At 46.9% G+C, this 18,148-nt stretch carries 12 protein-coding genes; 4 read left to right on the top strand and 8 right to left on the bottom strand.

The annotated features are described in order from the left end of the window. Nucleotides 1-83: 83 nt before the first annotated feature. Nucleotides 84-596: a hypothetical protein gene (locus tag CI595_RS11625; RefSeq protein WP_095173434.1), complete on the bottom strand. Its 513-nt coding sequence runs from the start codon at nucleotides 594-596 to the stop codon at nucleotides 84-86. 353 nt (nucleotides 597-949) lie between these two features. After that, complete coding sequence (locus CI595_RS11620; protein WP_095173433.1) at nucleotides 950-1,792, bottom strand: tyrosine-type recombinase/integrase; 843 nt, start codon at nucleotides 1,790-1,792, stop codon at nucleotides 950-952. A gap of 405 nt (nucleotides 1,793-2,197) precedes the next feature. On the opposite strand from CI595_RS11620, the gene CI595_RS11615 reads away from it, so the two are divergent. Beyond that, nucleotides 2,198-2,851: an acetyltransferase gene (locus CI595_RS11615; RefSeq protein WP_095173432.1), complete on the top strand. Its 654-nt coding sequence runs from the start codon at nucleotides 2,198-2,200 to the stop codon at nucleotides 2,849-2,851. Between the two features lie 80 nt (nucleotides 2,852-2,931). Here the strand turns inward: CI595_RS11615 and CI595_RS11610 are convergent, their stop codons facing one another. Further along, the gene (locus tag CI595_RS11610; RefSeq protein WP_095173431.1) at nucleotides 2,932-4,326 is read right to left on the bottom strand and encodes an alanine/glycine:cation symporter family protein; all 1,395 of its coding nucleotides are present in this window, start codon (nucleotides 4,324-4,326) and stop codon (nucleotides 2,932-2,934) included. Between the two features lie 120 nt (nucleotides 4,327-4,446). Then, on the bottom strand, nucleotides 4,447-5,559 hold the full coding sequence (gene ald / locus CI595_RS11605) for an alanine dehydrogenase (RefSeq protein ID WP_095173430.1): 1,113 nt from the start codon (nucleotides 5,557-5,559) through the stop codon (nucleotides 4,447-4,449). 437 nt (nucleotides 5,560-5,996) lie between these two features. Between ald and CI595_RS11600 the strand changes: the two genes are divergently transcribed. Then, on the top strand, nucleotides 5,997-6,854 hold the full coding sequence (locus CI595_RS11600; protein ID WP_095173429.1) for a MurR/RpiR family transcriptional regulator: 858 nt from the start codon (nucleotides 5,997-5,999) through the stop codon (nucleotides 6,852-6,854). Here the strand turns inward: CI595_RS11600 and CI595_RS11595 are convergent. Together CI595_RS11595 and CI595_RS11590 are read right to left on the bottom strand one after the other, a co-directional pair. Further along, nucleotides 6,851-9,277: a response regulator gene (locus tag CI595_RS11595; RefSeq protein ID WP_095173428.1), complete on the bottom strand. Its 2,427-nt coding sequence runs from the start codon at nucleotides 9,275-9,277 to the stop codon at nucleotides 6,851-6,853. The two genes, CI595_RS11600 and CI595_RS11595, sit on opposite strands and share 4 nt — an antisense overlap. 31 nt (nucleotides 9,278-9,308) lie before the next feature. After that, complete coding sequence (locus CI595_RS11590; RefSeq protein WP_095173427.1) at nucleotides 9,309-13,082, bottom strand: diguanylate cyclase domain-containing protein; 3,774 nt, start codon at nucleotides 13,080-13,082, stop codon at nucleotides 9,309-9,311. 145 nt (nucleotides 13,083-13,227) lie between these two features. Between CI595_RS11590 and CI595_RS11585 the strand changes: the two genes are divergently transcribed. Further along, nucleotides 13,228-13,377 (top strand): hypothetical protein, encoded by a 150-nt coding sequence (locus tag CI595_RS11585; protein ID WP_330397270.1) that lies wholly within the window; start codon nucleotides 13,228-13,230, stop codon nucleotides 13,375-13,377. Here the strand turns inward: CI595_RS11585 and CI595_RS11580 are convergent. Continuing rightward, on the bottom strand, nucleotides 13,364-14,500 hold the full coding sequence (locus tag CI595_RS11580; RefSeq protein ID WP_095173426.1) for a tyrosine-type recombinase/integrase: 1,137 nt from the start codon (nucleotides 14,498-14,500) through the stop codon (nucleotides 13,364-13,366). The two genes, CI595_RS11585 and CI595_RS11580, sit on opposite strands and share 14 nt — an antisense overlap. Before the next feature lie 565 nt (nucleotides 14,501-15,065). On the opposite strand from CI595_RS11580, the gene CI595_RS11575 reads away from it, so the two are divergent. Continuing rightward, complete coding sequence (locus CI595_RS11575; RefSeq protein WP_095173425.1) at nucleotides 15,066-16,238, top strand: GGDEF domain-containing protein; 1,173 nt, start codon at nucleotides 15,066-15,068, stop codon at nucleotides 16,236-16,238. Nucleotides 16,239-16,306: 68 nt separating this feature from the next. Here the strand turns inward: CI595_RS11575 and CI595_RS11570 are convergent, their stop codons facing one another. Continuing rightward, on the bottom strand, nucleotides 16,307-18,148 hold the full coding sequence (locus CI595_RS11570; RefSeq protein ID WP_095173424.1) for an ABC transporter ATP-binding protein: 1,842 nt from the start codon (nucleotides 18,146-18,148) through the stop codon (nucleotides 16,307-16,309).

Raw genomic sequence — 18,148 nt, 5'->3', positions numbered from 1 at the left:
CCCTGTCCCGCCAGGCATAGAAATGACGAGAAGCATATGTTATGTCTTTATAATATCATACAAATCCAATCACGGGTATCTTTCTACTCTGTCTTTTTCTTATTTATCTCTGTCAAACACTGCAGATATTGATGTATCATGCGCATCAGTTCCAGGGTACTTCGGAAATATATCTTTTCTTCCGGAAATCTTACTTCCCCCTGCATGGAGGCATTCTTCCTGCAGTATATCTGAATAGTAATATTCTTCTTATACAGTGCGTGGTCCCATTTGGAAAAATCTGTACTGCTTTCTTCCTTTGCAGCACCTTGGCAATCAGCAAAACACGGAATCTTTTCTTCACACATTTTCAGACACCTGGGGGCCAAATCCCCCTGCGGGTACCCTGCCTGTTCCATTACCTCCTCCATTATGAGGAGCATCTGATCCAGGCCATGAAAACTCATTCTTGTATTGTGATATAACGACCTTAATTCACCGCTTGGCACACAATCTTTGTAATTAAAAAACTGTATGATCATTGCCGCTGCATATTCCTTGTTATCCGCTCTAAGCCTGTCTTCTTCATAAATACTTTCTGTTTTCCACTGCCTCATACCGGTTTCCTCCTATATATAGAAAACACACTGCATCCACATGCCCCGTCTTATCTTTGAACAACCACGGAATAAATATTCTGTGGTTACTCTTGTAAAAAAGAAAAAACATTTTTGGAGTATCCGAAAAACAGAAGTGAAAATCTTCAAAATCACATGGAAAAATAAGCCTATAACAAGAATTATTTGTATCAGGCTTATTCGCTGCGGAATCCTTTATTTTCCTGTGAGGAAACGGAAATCCTATTGATTTTTATCCCTGAATCATCTATAATGACATCAACAAATCAGAGGATGAAAGCACACGTATGTATGACAGTTACCACAGAATATTTATTCTGTGGTGTTTTTGTTTAAACCACTAACTTCATCTTGGAGATAATACGCTCATGCTCCCGGATACTTGTCTGAACGTAGATCCGTGTGGTCTCAACAGAAGAATGCCCCAGTATATCTGCTAAATGGGCCAGGTTTTTATGAACCGCGTAAAAACAGCGGGCAAATAAATGCCGGAAATTATGGGGGAATACTTTATGGACATCCACATTTGCCTCTTTGCATAATTTTTTCATGTCATGGCAGATGTTGGAGCGGTCCAGTTTTTTCCCGCTGGAGGTGCAGAATACGGCACCTGTACGGATCCCCTGCTCTTTGGCGTATCGGCTCAGTTTATCCGTTAATTTCTTTGGCAGTATAACCGTTCTGTTTTTTCCTTTCAGATTGATATCTGCACGCCCTGTGCGGACAGCCTCCACGGTTATAAACGGAAGCTCACTGACCCGGATCCCCGTACCGCCAAACGTCAGCAGTAAATAATACATTCTTTTATTTTTCAGTTTCCCTGCACTTGACAGCAGCCGCCGATATTCAGCTTCTGAAAGTTCCTTATTCTCTTCTATAAAAGAACAATGCTGGATCTTCAACAACTTCACTTTACAATCCTCCATGCCGGAAAAGACAAGATATGCATTGACAGCCGACAGCTTTGCATTTACCGTGCGGGCTTTATGCCTTTCCTGTAATTGTCCCCTGTACTCCAGCAGCCGGCTTTTCCCGATTGGCTGCCCCTGTAGAAATTCTTTTAGATTCTCGATTTCGGAAATATACTTTTGTATTGTCAGCTTGGCCTTCTCGTGTTCCCATAAATAATCCTGAAACTCCTTGATCATAGCTCTGGTAATTATGTCTCTTCTCATATATATCTGCCTCCAGTCTAAAGATATCATCCCACAATATTTTAACTGATATACGCCATATGAAAAACAATAACTGACCAGTGCGCTCTTACCACAAAACAGTTTTTACAACCGTTCAATCATAATTTTACAAAAAACCGGAATCTATTTCTTCTGATCTTAACGTCTTCGCCGAACTAAACTCTACTAAATCTTTTAATAAATGTTCGACAAACAATTACTGATTTATTATAATGAAGATAAAGATTTTGTTTTCAGGAGGAACCTCTTATGACCAACCAACTCCAGGAAAATCCGGATCGGAACAAAACTGGTACTTCGGGAATCTGTGGCAGATAAGCAGGTGCAGACAGAGAGACAGGAAATGCAGTGATCAGAAACTAAAAGATATGAGGGGGATAAAAAATGGAACACACAGCAAACATACCAAACACCAAACGGCTGCTCATCTGGGGCGCAGGGGACCAGGGGACCGTAGCCCTGGATTGCGCCTTAGCCACAAAGAAATACAGCAGGATTGATTTTCTGGATATTCGGGAAAAGGGCCACCGCCAGATCCCGGGATATAGGATCTACGAAGAGGCAAAGGAAAATATCAACACGCTTCTTCCATCGTATGATGAGGTCATCGTCGCAAGCGGAAGCAATTATCTGCGGGAAAAGAAAATTGCCCAGATACTTGCAGCAGGAGTTCCTCTGGCAACCCTGATACATCCCACAGCAGTTATCAGCCCCTCTGCCCGTGTATCAAAGGGATGCACGATCCTTGCCAATGCCGTTATAAACAGCAATGCTTATGTGGGGATCGGATGCATTGTAAACACCAATGCCGTGGTGGAACACGACTGCCTGGCTGAGGATTATGTGAATATCTGTCCTCAGGTTTCTATGGGCGGCCACGCGAAAATAGGCAGGAGGTCCTTTATCGGCATAGGCAGTACCATCCTGGATCATATCACCGTCGGCAGAGAGTCCATTGTGGGGGCAGGTGCCGTGGTGATCCGGAATGTCCCTGACGGTGTGACTGTAGTGGGAGTTCCCGCCAAAAGAAGGCTGTAAAATAATACCGCACCCGGTAATTGATATTTTACTTGTCAAGTGGACAAGTAAAATATCTAAAATCAGGTGCGGTATCATTCTTATGTGGGGGCGATCCCCCGCTCTTTTTCTTTGTCTTTCTCTTTTTCCTCCTGGAAAAATGCCTTTGTCTCCGCGATCACAACAGAGCTGAGGCCCAGAAGGCCGATGAGGTTCGGAAAAGCCATACATGCATTAGTGATATCTGCCAGCAGCCAGATGGGTTTCAGGGATAAAAACGGTGCCACTGCGATACATGCAATATAAACCATCTTGTACGGAAGTATGTATTTTACGCTGTTGAACAGATATACCAGACAGCGTTCCCCATAATAACACCAGCCGATAATGGTGGTGAAGGAGAAGAAAATAAGGCCGATCGTCACCATATACATCCCGATATCTCCGGGAAGGCTTGCATTAAACGCCGCATTGGAAAGCAGGCCTCCGTCCAGGTCTGTGGTCTCCAGCAGACCGGAAGTGATCACAACAATACCGGTCATGGTGCAGATAATGATGGTGGTAAAGAAAACACTGGTCATGGAGATAAGCCCCTGGCGCACACAGGATTTTGTCTTTGCTGCGGCCACAACGATAGGGGAACTGCCGAGACCGGCTTCATTTGTGTAGATTCCTCTTGCAAAGCCTGTCCGCATAGCTGTCATAACGGAGATCAAAATAGTCCCTCCGGCGCCGCCCAGCATGGCATGAGGGGTAAACGCTGACTCAAAGATAAGGGAAAAGGCTCTGGGTATGGCCGAAGCATTGACGAAAAGCACTGCAAAGGAGCCGATCACATAAGCCGCTGCCATTACCGGAACCACCAGCTCTGCTACGCGTGAGATAGATTTCAGGCCTCCCAGGACAACAGCGGCCACCGCGATGGTAACCACAATCCCAATAGCCGCCACCGGAAGATGGAACGCTTCACTGGCTGACTCTGTGATGGCATTTACCTGAGGAAAGGTGCCGCAGCCCAGCAGTGCTGTGATGATGCCAAAAAAGGCAAACAGCTTTGCAAGCCAGATCCATCTTTTTCCCATGCCGTTCTGGATATAGTACATTGGGCCGCCTGCGATCTGCCCGTTTTCATCCACCGTACGGTATTTGACTGCAAGCAGACCTTCCGCGTATTTTGTAGCCATCCCCACAAAAGCGGAAACCCACATCCAGAAAAGCGCACCCGGTCCTCCCACACGCAGGGCCGTGGCAACCCCCACGATACTGCCGGTTCCAATGGTTGCCGCCAGAGCTGTACACAGGGAGCCGAATGCCGACACATCACCTTCCCCCTCCTCTTTTTCAAAAATGTACCGCAGTGCTCTGGGAAGACGTGTAACCTGCAGACATTTCAGCCTCAATGTAAAATATAAGCCTGTTCCGATCAATAAAATCATAGTAGGCGGTCCCCAAACGACTGCCTGTACCTTTTCCAGCAAATGCAGAATACTATCCATAAATCTACCTCCAATCCAAGATCCAATGAGAAAAAGAGCGCGGCAAAGGTACGAAAACCGACATCTGTCTTTAACCTATTGCCGCGCTGTTAAATACTTTATGTGTTAAAAATGATAGTATCAGAACAAGGTTGTAACATCTGTATTTTCCATATTGAAACTTAACGATACATTTTTGCATGTACTTAATCCATTATACGTATTAATAGCAGAATACACAACATTATTTTCTTTGCATGCTGTCTCAAGACCCTTACCGGCAATCTCAAGTCCATATTTCAGGGTTGCGTTGGTCAGTGCAATGGTGGATGTTCTCGGTACAGCGCCCGGCATATTTCCCACACAGTAATGCACCACACCATCCACAACGAAGGTTGGATCATCGTGATAGGTGACTTTTGTTGTCTCGCAGCACCCGCCCTGGTCCACTGCAACATCCACGATCACACTTCCCGGTCTCATATTTTTCAGATACGCTTTCTTCATGATCTTAGGGGCTGCTTTTCCCGGGATCAGAACAGAGCCGATGACCAGATCCGCATCAGCAACTGCATTTTCAATGGCAGCATCTGTGCTGTACAATGTCTGGATCCTCGCACCGAAAATATCGTCCAGGTAGGCAAGGCGGTTCAGGTTAATATCCGTAATCGTCACATTAGCTCCCATTCCTATGGCAATCTTGCAGGCATTGGTTCCCACATTGCCGCCGCCCAGAATGACTACATTGGCTTTTGGTGTGCCCGGCACGCCGGAAAGGAGGACACCGGAACCTCCAAAGGGTTTTTCCAGATATTTTGCGCCCTCCTGAATGCTGAGACGTCCGGCTATCTGGCTCATTGGTGCCAAAAGCGGCAGGCTGCCGTTTCTCTCGATCAGGGTTTCATAGGCCACGCCTTTTACTTTGGATGAAAGCAGCGCATCTGTAAGAGGACGGTCCGCTGCAAGATGCAGGTATGTATAAAGGATAAGTCCCTCATGGAAATATGGATACTCTTCCTGAAGCGGCTCTTTTACTTTTACCATCATCTCTGCTCTATCCCAGACTTCTTTTGCAGAATCAAGAATCACGGCCCCTGCTTTTCTATACTCATCTGTGGTAAATCCGGAGCCAATGCCGGCCTCATTCTCAATATAGACCTCATGGCCCGCATTCACATAAGAGACAACATTATCCGGGGTTAAACCCACACGATATTCATTGTTTTTGATTTCCTTCACGCATCCTACTCTCATAATCATATCCTCCTGATATTTTTTGTTCCGCTGATATTAGAAACACCCCAGGCCGCGGAATAACATGGGTATTTTATTTATTTCAAAACCGTCCGGTCATGAAATTCTAGTGAGATACACTTATGATATACTATGATGCAGCATCTGAAACAAATAACCGTACTGCCGCCCTATTTATGAATAATATTTTTCATTTTATATTTTAAAAGACTTTTTTTCTTCATTTCTTCTATGGCTTTACTTTAACACATAGAAACCGTTTGTGCAATAAGACAGATTTACAGAAAAACCCAATGGTTTTTTGGTTAAATTGTCCATTCAAAATTTTATGATATATGTTACAATTTTAACATACACAAAGGATGTCCTGAATTTTCGGAAAAATCTGATTATTTATAAAAAATCCCCGGATAAGGGGGATCGTTGGGGGAATTATTATGAATGAAATAAAAGAATTGCTCAAAAGTACAAAACTTACCAAGACAGGCAAGGTCATTGCAGAATTTATCATAGATAACATAGAGGAGGCCTGCTTCATGACCTCCACAGATATAGCCATGAAGCTGGATGTCAGTGAATCCTCTGTCATCCGCTTTTCCAGAGCCCTGGGATTTACCGGGTTCATGGACTTTCAGCGGAATCTGCGGAACAGCTATAAGGACAATGTGTACAGTATGTCCAGCAACATCACCGTCCCCTATGAGCGGCTGAAAATGAGCATGGAACGGGGCGAAGCGAATTTTATGGAAGAATTTCTGGTGAACACGGAAACCAATATCTCTTCTGTCTTAAAAAACAATTCCAGGGAAACCTTTGACAAGGCCGCTGATCTCATGATCAAAAGCCGGAAAAAATTTGTGATCGCTTCCAGAGCCAATTCCGGTGTGGGGGCCTACACTTATTTTCTGTTAAAGCATATGCTGCCGGATGTATACCCTACCAATGATTCCAATGCCAATGTCATTGACCACTTAAGCGACATTGGAAAAGAAGACTGTGTTATCGTCTTCAGTTTCCCCAGATATTCCAAGCTGGATATGATGGCAGTCCAGATGGCTGAGGATGCCGGGGCAGGTATTGTGGTGATCACGGATAAGAGAAGTGCACTTCTGGCCCAGTACGCGGACATTGTATTCACCGTAGGCCTCAACAGCAGCACCTTTTTTAACTCCTATGTGGGTGTGGAATTTCTCGTGGAAATGTTATGCGCGGATATCAACAACAAAATCGGCTGTTCCAATGAGGACAAATTAAAAAATATTGATAAATATATCAATGAACTGCAAGTGTACTAACTCCCGATGATATCCACAAGTGTGCGATACAGCAGCCCCTGGTCAATAGGCTTCGCCAGATGACCGTTCATTCCCGCCTCAGAAGCCCGCACTACATCCTCCCGGAAAGCATCTGCCGTCATGGCAATGATGGGAATGCTTTTTGCCCTGGGATGTGAGGAACTCCGGATCCTGACTGTGGCCTGATAGCCGTCCATGACCGGCATCTGTACATCCATGAGGATCAGGTCATAACGGTCCCCATCAGACATAAATTTATCCAGGGCCTCTTTCCCGTCTTCTGCGTAATCCACTGCAATCCCTGTCATCTTCAACAGTTCCATGGCAATTTCCCGGTTGATCCCATTATCCTCCACCACAAGAACACAATGCCCCTTCAAATCCGGATGGTGAATTTCCATACCCTGTCCCGGTATCATGACTGTCTTTTCTATCCCGGTAACAGAGAGCAGGGTATTGTAAAGCGTGGACGCAAAAATAGGTTTGGCAAGAAATGCGTTAGCTCCTGCCTCCCTGGCCCTTTCTTCAATTGGAGTCAGGTCATAGGCTGTTATGATAATGATCAGCGTGTCGGGCCCCACAATCTCCCGGATGCGCCGTGTAACCTGGAGCCCGTCCATATCCGGCATCTTCCAGTCGATCAAACAGACATCATACTCCTCACCGATGCGGTGCGCTTGGCTGACCTTCCCAATACATTCCTCTCCGGTCAGCACCCAGTCCGCGCGGATTCCCATTTTCTCAAGCAGAAGGGACGCATGAATACAGCTGTCCCTGTCATCGTCGGATATGAGTACCTTCAGGGATTCCAAAGCAGGCTGTTTCTGGACCCGCTGTCTGTCCGCCGCTGCGGGCAGCGCAAAATCCAGTTCCACAGTAAAGGTACTTCCCTTATCTACCTGGCTCTTTACCGAGATCGTCCCGCCCATAAGCGTTACCAGATTTTTCGTGATGGCCATACCGAGGCCTGTTCCGCCGAACTTATTCCCGGCTGCTGCGCTCTCCTGCTCAAAAGGACTGAACAAACGCTCCATAAACCCGGCACTCATGCCAATTCCCGTATCACTGACGGTAAAGCAGAGACGTACCCGGCTGTCTGTGCGCTGTACCTGCCGGATCTCCAGTAAGATCGTTCCGTTTTCCGGTGTGAATTTCAGGGCATTTGACAAGAGATTCAGCAGGACCTGGTTCAGGCGCAGGGCATCCCCGATCAGAGCGGTATCCGTAATACCAGCCAGCCGTACCGTAAACTCCAGCCCTTTTGCAGAGGCCTGGGGATATATGATAGAGGTAATAGACTCGGTCACGGATTCCAGATTAAATTCTTCACAGGCAATCTTCATTTTGCCTTCATCTATTTTTGACATATCCAGCACGTCATTGATCAGCGTCATCAGATGCTTGGATGAGTATCCTATTTTCTCCAGACAATCCGCCACTCTTTTTCTGTCGTCAATATACGCAGCCGCAATGGTTGTCATTCCGATAATGGCATTCATAGGTGTACGGATCTCATGACTCATCCGGGATAGAAAATCGGATTTTGCCTGGTTGGCATGTTCTGCCACGGACAGGGCGTCTTTCAGCGCCTCTGTCTGCTCTGTGAGTTTTTTCTGCATCCTCCGCAGTTCCGTTACGTCTGTGATGTCAATGAAAATAGCCAGATAGATCGGGTATCCTCCCTGCCATTCCACACAGGTGGCATTGACCTGAAGCCATAAGTTCTTGCCAAACCTGCTTTTTACACGCATGACAAAATGGACAGGCCTGCCTGCCAGTAAATCTTCTTTCTGTTCCAGGATGACTTCCATGTTCTCATCTATATTGCGGCGATGCAGGGAATCTTCACTCCCATTGTCTCCCTCTCCAAAGTATTCCATGAAATGGGAATTTCCCTCCAGCAAATGCAGTTCCAGATTATGTCCGATCCGGTATTTTGCCACAAATCCCGGCAGGCTCTCATAGGTCACTGACTGTTCCCGCTGCATCCGCACCAGATTATCTACGTTGGTGAGGACCGAATAAGCCACTTGATAACCGTCAATCATTTCCTCTGAAAACTGGGTGGAAAACTGTACCCAGACAAAATCACCGTTCTTCCGCCGTATACGCGAAAGCAGCTGATATCCGTTTTCATGATGTTTTAGTGCGCTTAAAACGGCTGCCGTCAGTTCTTCCCATTCCTGTTGGTCATTTTGGTAATAAAGGTCCGGCCGGTTGTGAAACGCCGCTTCATATTCTTCTTTCGGCCATCCTATCAGTTCATAATAAAATTCGTTTGCCCAGATCAGGGTAAAATGTTCATCCAGCAGATGCTTGCTCACACTCACCTTCAGCAGGCGCATCAGCGTCTCATATTCGTAATCGGACGACACGTTCTGCACACGGCCGCCGGCCTCGGTCATTTCTTTTTCCTGTTTCATTATTTTTGTGGAACCTCCCAGCAAATATTCTTTAAGTTAACGGACTGTCTCCTCTTTTATAATCTGATATATCCCGACAGCCTACAAGACAGGCTTTTTTCCTGTTCCATTCCACAATGGATGCATCTGCCAGTACCCACAGCTTCAAATAAGGATTATAAATCTCCATGGTACTCTGTCCGGTCTTTTTCGCATGTTTCATTACGCAGTTTTCACAGGGCTTCTCCCTGTGATAGAACACTTCATAACAGAGCTGTCCTGTTTCTGCTTCCGGCACCAGTTCTTTTGTCCTGCCATTTATGTATCTCAGTATATAAGTATTGGGGTCCAGAACATACAGCCAGACTCTCTGATGATCCAATACACTCTGCAGATTCACAACAGACTCTGCCAGTTCCTCCTGTGCCCTGTTTTTTAACAGGAAAACTGACAAGAGTCTGCCCAGAAATGTTAACGCCTCTATCTGTTCTTCTGTCCACAGCCTCCGTATTTTACAGTCATCAAATCCTACAAAACCGTAGAATACACCGTCTTCACGAATTGCGTACTGAAGTGTGGACATAATAGACTGCTTCTCTAAAAGCTGCTGCTCCCAGCTCTTCAGTGACCGGATATTCTGGCAGTAGAAAAGCCCGTCATCTCCAAAATTGTCACGATAATCATGTCCGTCATCCACATAGGCAATATGCTGCAGTATCTCTTTCTGTGATTCCGTCCCGTCTGCGCACCATTCAAAGGTATTACTGCATCGCTGTCCATCCCTGCTGCTCTCAAAAATGTAAATTCTGCTGATCCCGAAAAGCTCTCCCACCAGTGCCAGGATAGAGAGTACAGCCTGTTCAAAATCCTCTGCTCCATGTAAAATGTCAAATGCCCGGATGATCAAAAACGGAAGATTCCATTTTTTTGACAGGTTGGAATCAATCTCCGTGCGCCGGCCGGTATCCACTGCCACTCCGATGGGGCCTTTTCTCATCTCGTCGCGGTAGCACATATAGCGGTCCTTCCCAGCTGCCTTGGCCCGGTAAAGTGCTCTGTCCGCATGGTCAAACAGGATTTGAAAATCATTATCCGTTCCGCGGGAAAATGCAAGGCCGATGCTGCAGGAAAAAGCTTCCCCGTTCAGATTATCTTCAAGCATATTCTGCATGGTATGTATGATGTTCTCCGCTCTTTGTTCTGCAACACTTACCTGTTTCACATTAGGCATAAAAATCAAAAACTCATCGCCGCCGATTCTGGCAACCGTATCCTGGACCCGGAACAGGGCTGCGATCTTTGTGGCGATCTCTACCAGCACCGCGTCTCCGAACATATGCCCATACCGGTCATTGATCCTTTTAAAATCATCTACGTCCAAAAGCATCAGGGCAGAAAGGTCCTGGGAAGCGCATTCCCCAAGATGTGTCTCCACCCTTGTCTGGGCAGCGGCTTTGTTATAGAGGCCGGTCAGCACATCACGCGCAGCCCGCTCTTCCAATTCTCTGGACGCTTTCTTCTGGGAATCAATATCCAGGATCACACCAACAACCTTGGAAGGCCTGCCGTCCAGGTCAAACTGTGTGGCTGCCCGTACTCTGCACCATTTGTACTTTCCCTCCGCGTCCGCGATCCGCAATTCTCCCTCCTTGCAGGATACGCCCGCAGACATGGCATCCATCATCTCCACAAATACCGGCATATCATCCGGATGCAAGTGGGAAGCCTTCGGCACGGACTCCCGGATCGTCTTTGTAATGGGAAGATATCCATACTGCTTCTCCCAGTTGGAGGAGAGATAAAGTTCATCACGGACTATATCCCATTCAAAGATAATATCATTGGTCTGCTCCATGATGATATTGTGGCGCTCCAGTGACAGCCGGAGTCTCTCCTCCGCCTGCCGTGACCGGGTGATATCCAGCAGAACACCACAGGCAGTTTCGGTGCCCTCCTCACTGACTATCATACATCGGTTGGAAACCCAGACAATCCGCCCGTCCTTGGCTGTGAGCCGATACTCCAGCTCCAGATTTTTCCCGGTGTTCCTCTGTTCCCGGAACTGCTTGAGGACTTTTTTGCGGTCTGCCGGATAAATGAGCTGCATCAGGCTGTTCTGAAACTTTTCCCCGATCTCTTTTTCCGAATATCCCACCAGGTCAGTCAGCCCTCTGCTGACATGCAGTAAGGTAAACTCATGGTCACACCTGTACTTCTGCATACCCCCAAAAAGCTGTTCCATCACCGGATCCTCTTTTACTGCTTCGGGCCTGTACTCCGCTTTGGCTGTTTCCGGAAGTTCTGTCCCCTCCTTGTGCCACACGATAAGCACCCTGCGCTGATGCGGAGCTTCCAGATTGATCCGGAGTATGGAAACCCTGCACCAAAGATAAGCACCTGTTCCCCTGTCAAGAATCCGGTATCTCTGTTCCCGCCAGGTCAGCCCCTCATCAAATAATTCCCGTATATAGCCGCCCAGAGGTTTCAGGGCCTCCGCCCTGTCCTCCGGATGCACCGCTGCCTGGGCGAAAGCGCTGAGTGACTGCTCAAAACTCACTCCCGCGCGAAGGCTGACAAAATCCTGGTCCTGCAGATATACCAGATGGTATGTGCCTGTATTCAGATCCGCCTCCATAACCGTGGCATCCAGATACCGCAAAAGTGCAAAATACTTTAATTGACTTTGTTCCAGGGTATTCTCCCTGTCAGCCAGAAGCGGCGCTTCCGGAGCAGGCTGTGTTTCCCTTCCCTGTTCCGCAGACAGCCCGTCTGCATACTGCTCAGAGAGCTGTGCAAACGAAGCCCTGACATTTTTAAAGCTTTCCAAAAGCCTTTGAGAAAATGTCCCGCATTCCCCGTTCAGGATCATACTGCACGCCTGACCCGGGGGGATCGCCTTTTTGTATACCCGGTCCGTAGTCAGTGCATCATAGCAGTCGGCAATGGCAACTACCTGGGCACAGATCGGAATGGTACTGCCTTTCAAACCATCCGGATATCCCCTGCCGTCCCACCGTTCATGATGATATCTGCATATCTGATATGCATACTGCAGGTATTCCCTGTCCTGCAAACGGTCAAGCCCTGAGAGGATTTCACATCCCTTCAGGGTATGGGTCTTCATGACCTCGAATTCCTCGTCTGTGAGTCTTCCGGGCTTGTTCAGAATTCTGTCAGGAATGGCAATTTTTCCAATATCATGCATGGAAGATGCTTCCGCGATCAGACGGATCTTCCGTCCGTCCAGGTTATATTCCTGGTAATTTTCAGCTACATCTTCCAGAAGGATCTTTGTAAACATCCGGATCCGCCGGATATGCTGGCCGGACTCCAGGCTTCTGTATTCGATCACGGAAGAGAGCATATCAATAACAGCAGCATTGGATTCCTGTGCCCGCACTGCCTGTTCTTCCACCAGCGCCTCCAGGCTGCGGCGGTATCTGCCCAGTTCTATAATGTTCTTCACACGGCTCTTAACAACATCCGGCTCAAAAGGCTTTGCTATAATATCGGATGCTCCCAGTTCAAACACTTTTACCCTGTTGTCATTACTGTCATCCGCGGTAATGACAATGACAGGCGCATGGTACAGCAATTCCCCCTGCCGCATCTCCTCCAGGACTTCATAACCATCCTTTTCCGGCATGACCAAGTCGAGAAGAACCACTGTTATGGAATCATGGTACTGCCGCAGCAGCATCATAGCCTGTTCTCCGTTCTCCGCTTCCAGCAGATTATACTCCGTTTCAAACAGGTTTCTGAGTATAGCCCGGTTGATCTCCGCATCATCCGCGATCAGAATTGTCTCCTGCTTTGTCGTACCCATCACTCCTCACTCACTTCCTACTGCTGTCTCCTATGAAACCCACAACCTTGTTCATGTTTATTCCTTTCGATTATAGCACACGGTTTTTAAATCCTCAACTGACTTGTGATATTTTAGGTCAAATATATTTCTTCTGACCTTTTCCATGACACTGAATTTAGCGGCTGTCATACTGGCAGCCGCAGGGGTTCTGAATCCGGTTATTGGCGAACTGGTACATAATGCCGGGTCTGTGATCGTGATGATCAACTCTGCGTTTCTGCTGCGGTGGAGGAAAAATTTCAAGGTGTTGTGAGCTGATTCATATATTCACGCTTTGTCTCAGCCTGTATATGTACATAAAGATCAAGTGTTGTTTTCACGGAAGTATGTCCCAAAATCTCCGACAGGGATTTTGTGTCAAACCCCTGCTCAATCCAGCGGCAGGAGAACTGGTGACGGAGGGAATGGATCTTTATGTGTGGTATCTGGCATTTTTTCAGAAGGGCCGCGTACCTTCGCTGGACTGTGCGCGGTTCCACACAATTCTCCGTACCTGTCAGGAGAAAGCACCTGCCATTTTTCTTTAATGCTGTGCCAATTGACAAAAGCCGGTCCGGAAGGGGGATCTCACGCATGGAAGTGGAGGTCTTAGGCGTACCGATGTTGAGCCGCGTCCGCGGGCATACCCCCTGCCCCTCTGTAAGGGTCATATCCAGGTTCTTTACACGTGTCACGGTCCGGCGGATATAGATTTTGCGGTGGTTAAGATCTATGTCCTCCCATTTCAGTCCGCACAGCTCCCCCACACGTATGCCCGTATACATGCACAAAAGAATACCGAATGTAAATGGATCTGTGCCTTCACTCAGGCAGGCATCCAGTTTTCTGAAATCCTCTTTGCTCATGATCTGGATTTCCTTCCCCCCTGCAGGAATGCGCGGAAACTTCAGAAGTTCACCGGGAAAGCAACCTAACTCCTGTCCGTAATTCAGTATGTTCTTCAGAACGCCCATGATCACATGTATACTTCCGTAGGACATTCCCTTCTCCATCTCCCGCTGGACAAAACTTAAAAGCGTACGGTTCGTGATTTTTCTCACAGAGGTCTCCCCCAGCGCAGGAAGGATATGATTCTCCAGTATCTCACCGTAATTTGAATAGGTGCTTTCCTTGACTGTGTAACGGATATGATTTTTCCAATGCACGCTTACCGTACAGATCCTGTCATCCTCCAGCAGAGCAGAGGGCTGGCTGCCGTATGCAAAAAAGGCCGGATATTCTGATATCTTTCTTATCTTCTTCTCCTTAACCTCTTTGTATGACTTGCCATACAGATAACCGTACCTGATCTTGCCGTTCATATCCCGCCCTTTCATATAGCGGGCCTCCCAACGGCCGTCTTTCCTTTTCCTGATGTTTTCACCTTTTCTTGACATTTTGACCTCCTTGACCACTTTTCTGTCCACTCATTGTCGGCTGCTGCATTCACGAAAAGGCTTTGTTCTTAATTTTTGACATAGCGGGGCTGTTTAGCTGCCCTTCCTATGCTAAATGATTTGATAAAATATTTGTTTTTTTGATCTATTGATCTTAAAGCCTTTTCGCGTTAAACTAAAGTTTGTCTAATGATGGAAAAATTTTGTTTCCTATTTTCCATCACTCAGATGTCACGTCTCAGAAATCAAGGTGAAGCAGAAAAGCCCCTGCCGTACAGACACTCCCTGCGCAATGATAAAAATTAATTTATGTTATTAAAAAAAGCCATTACCTCAACTTTTGTTGGCAATGACTTTCATTGTTATGGTTAAATCTTACTTTCAATAGTTTCTCATAAGGATAAATATTTTGTCAATTCCTTCTACTATAAAATACCCATTTTCAGGATATCACTATGCACAGCAGCCGGTCGGCACAATTTTTCTATGCTTTCTTTTGCTTTTCAACATAATCTATTATATAATATAAAAGAATCAGATCATTCGTTTACATAGAGGATTTCCAATGTTAAAAGAAAAATTACATTCTCTTATCCGCTTTCCTTACGAGGAAAAATACCGTGACCAGCTGGAGCTGGAAATGGTATCTTTAAATTATAGATCCGAACGGACCATCGCCTTTTTTATGCTGGTCATGCAGTTATTTATGATCATAGTCTTTACCTTCCGTCCCGGCAGTATCTTTTACAGTTACCGGAGGCTGCGTTATGCCATAGCCTACGCCGTACTGGCTGTCGGACTGATCGTACTGTTGACTATACATAAGCGCGCCCAAAACAACTGGCGGCTGCATGCAAGACTCTGCACCGCCTTCGGGATACTGCTGGTCTTCTGGATCAGCTTCATCTCCTATCTGGATGCTCTGGGTGATCTGAGCATTGTTGTATACTGCTCTTTTCTCCCCATGATGGCCGCCTTCCTCATGCTGCCGCCACATATTTTAAGTATCCTGCATATACTTACCTGTATCCTGACAAACTGCCTGGTACTTTTGACCCCTTACGGACAGGAAAATATGTTCAGTACACTGATAAACAGCAGCTTCATCTGCCTGTTATCCATTGTTTATTCCTACCGCCTGTACCACGCCCGTCTGACCGGTATCTATGATAAGATCATCATTGACCAGAAAAACCAACAGTTGGAGGCAGCCAATGAAAAACTGGACCGTCTGTCTATGACAGATACCCTGACCACCCTTGGCAACAGACGCTACCTGGAGGAATCCGTGAATTCTCCTCTTGAAAAATACGGTGTACATATGGGTTCCCTGGCGGTTCTGCTGCTGGACATTGACTTTTTCAAACAGTACAATGACCGCTATGGCCATCAGCAGGGAGATGTATGTCTCAAGACTGTCGCCTCTGTCTTATCTTCCTTTTCAAAACAGGAGGATTTTCAAGCGGTCCGGTATGGAGGGGAAGAGTTTGTACTGGTGACAACCGGCCTTTCCGCTGAAGAGATCATGGCAAAAGCGGAACAGATCCGCATGTCTGTGGCATCCACCCAAATATCCGCCCCACAGAAGATCAATACCTCCGTGACTGTCAGCATTGGCGTCTCTTATCATGCATCATGGAAACCCGGCCTTCTGGAAACGGCTATAGAGGAGGCTGACAGGGCACTGTACCGGGCAAAACAAAACGGACGCAACAAGACCATTTTATTTACAGATTAATGTTAAAGAACTTAAAAAAATCCCGCCGGGCTTACCATATAAGCAGCCGACGGGATTTTCTTTCCCTGTTACATTCCATTATCTCCAGCTAAAATCTGCATTGCCGATTCTTCCTCGAACTGCCTGGAATACAGATCATAATAATATCCTTTCTGTCTTAACAGCTCTCTGTGGCTTCCCTCCTCAATGATCTTACCGTCTTTCACCACCAGGATCAGATCTGCCTGACGGATGGTGGAAAGCCTGTGGGCTATGACAAAAGAGGTATGCCCCTTCAGAAGCTGGTCCGTGGCTTCCTGTATCAACTGTTCTGTCTGGGTATCAATGGAGGACGTGGCCTCATCCAGCACGAAAATACTGGGATTCGCCAGAATCGCCCGGGCAAAAGATATCAATTGCTTCTCTCCTGTGGACAGCCTGCCTCCGCTCTCCCCCACATTACTCTCATACCCTTTTTCCAGCTTGCCTGCCACAATATCCGCGGAAACCTTCCTTGCGGCCTCCCGGACCTCCTCGTCCGTGGCCTCCAGGCGCCCGTACCGGATATTATCATAAAGCGTACCCGAAAACAGATGGGGATTCTGCAGCACATACCCGATCTGGCTGTGCAGCCAGAGCTGTGACCGCTCCCGGTAATCTTTTCCGTCAATGAGGATACGCCCTTTGGTAGGTTCAAAAAACCTGCCCAGCAGATTCACCAGGGTGGATTTTCCTGCCCCGGTCTCCCCCACAATAGCCACATTCATTCCCGCAGGCACATGCAGATTGAAATGTTCCAGCACATATTCTTTTCCGTCCGGATACCGGAAAGATACATCCTCAAAGACAATATCTCCCTCTATCCTCTCCCAGTTCTCCTTCTTTGCCTCAAACATATCCCCGTATCTTTCAATCACTTCCGGCGCATCTGTTACATTGGGCTGCTGCTCCAGCAGATCCATAACACGCTCAATACTGGCCTGGCAGGAGATCAGATCCGCCAAAAGACGGGCAAGCTGCTGTATCGGCTCGAAAATGACCACCGCATAAGAAATAAACACAGACAGGGTTCCAAGCTGCATCACCTGGCTCTGCACCATATATCCTCCCCTTGCCAGCACAATAGCTGCTGCCACGGAGCTGAAAAATAATATGGTCGGAATATACACTGCGTTCAGCATGGCTGATTTGGTTGCCGCCTGATGCATATTTTTTGTAATACTGCGGAAATTCTTCTGGTTATCCTCCTCAATCACCATGCTTTTTGAGGTTCTCACCCCTGTGATCCCCTCATTATAGGCACTGGTGATCTGGGAATTGACCTTTCTCACCCTTCTGTTCCAATGAAGGATCTTATTCTGGAAATACACGGTGAGGACTGCAATACAGGGCACCACCAGCATGATGATAAGCGCCAGTTTCCAGTTGAGCAGAAACATGATCACAAACACACTGACCACATAGATAAATGCCCAGAACATATCCACCAGTCCCCATGCGATCATTCCCGCTATCTTCAGGGTATCACTCATGACCCTGGCATGGATATAGCCTACCGGGGTGGTATTATAATAGGAAAACGACAATGTCTGAAGATGCTCAAACTGCGCTTTCTTCAAATCTTTCCCCACACTCATCTCAATGGTGGTGGCTGCGTGGACAGACAGATACACGGATACCGTCTGTGTCACTATCATTGCCACATAGACCAAAGCAAAAATATTCAGCCCTTTTAATGTGTTCAGTGCAATAAAATGGTCGATGGCATAGCTCTGAAACAAAGGAACCAGCACATCAATCCCTGCCAGGATCAGATTCAGGCCAATGGTAATGGCAAAGAATTTCGTATACGGTTTAAAAAAGGGCAGCATTTTAGCCCATGTCTTAAAGCTGAAGGGTTTGTTATAATCTTGTTCTTCGTATGCCGCCAT

This window comes from Blautia hominis (genome assembly GCA_002270465.1).
Lineage (GTDB): Bacteria > Bacillota > Clostridia > Lachnospirales > Lachnospiraceae > Blautia > Blautia hominis.
The sequence above is the reverse complement of the archived record's forward strand: the minus strand, read 5'-3'. Positions and strand labels throughout refer to the sequence as shown.

What these genes read in the sequence shown, in the direction of transcription:
- CI595_RS11625 (WP_095173434.1), bottom strand. Translation starts at nt 596, where the DNA reads ATGAGGCAGTGGAAAACAGAAAGTATTTATGAAGAAGACAGGCTTAGA.
- CI595_RS11620 (WP_095173433.1), bottom strand. Translation starts at nt 1,792, where the DNA reads ATGAGAAGAGACATAATTACCAGAGCTATGATCAAGGAGTTTCAGGAT.
- CI595_RS11615 (WP_095173432.1), top strand. Translation starts at nt 2,198, where the DNA reads ATGGAACACACAGCAAACATACCAAACACCAAACGGCTGCTCATCTGG.
- CI595_RS11610 (WP_095173431.1), bottom strand. Translation starts at nt 4,326, where the DNA reads ATGGATAGTATTCTGCATTTGCTGGAAAAGGTACAGGCAGTCGTTTGG.
- ald (WP_095173430.1), bottom strand. Translation starts at nt 5,559, where the DNA reads ATGAGAGTAGGATGCGTGAAGGAAATCAAAAACAATGAATATCGTGTG.
- CI595_RS11600 (WP_095173429.1), top strand. Translation starts at nt 5,997, where the DNA reads ATGAATGAAATAAAAGAATTGCTCAAAAGTACAAAACTTACCAAGACA.
- CI595_RS11595 (WP_095173428.1), bottom strand. Translation starts at nt 9,277, where the DNA reads ATGAAACAGGAAAAAGAAATGACCGAGGCCGGCGGCCGTGTGCAGAAC.
- CI595_RS11590 (WP_095173427.1), bottom strand. Translation starts at nt 13,082, where the DNA reads ATGGGTACGACAAAGCAGGAGACAATTCTGATCGCGGATGATGCGGAG.
- CI595_RS11585 (WP_330397270.1), top strand. Translation starts at nt 13,228, where the DNA reads ATGACACTGAATTTAGCGGCTGTCATACTGGCAGCCGCAGGGGTTCTG.
- CI595_RS11580 (WP_095173426.1), bottom strand. Translation starts at nt 14,500, where the DNA reads ATGTCAAGAAAAGGTGAAAACATCAGGAAAAGGAAAGACGGCCGTTGG.
- CI595_RS11575 (WP_095173425.1), top strand. Translation starts at nt 15,066, where the DNA reads ATGTTAAAAGAAAAATTACATTCTCTTATCCGCTTTCCTTACGAGGAA.
- CI595_RS11570 (WP_095173424.1), bottom strand. Translation starts at nt 18,148, where the DNA reads ATGGCGGCATACGAAGAACAAGATTATAACAAACCCTTCAGCTTTAAG.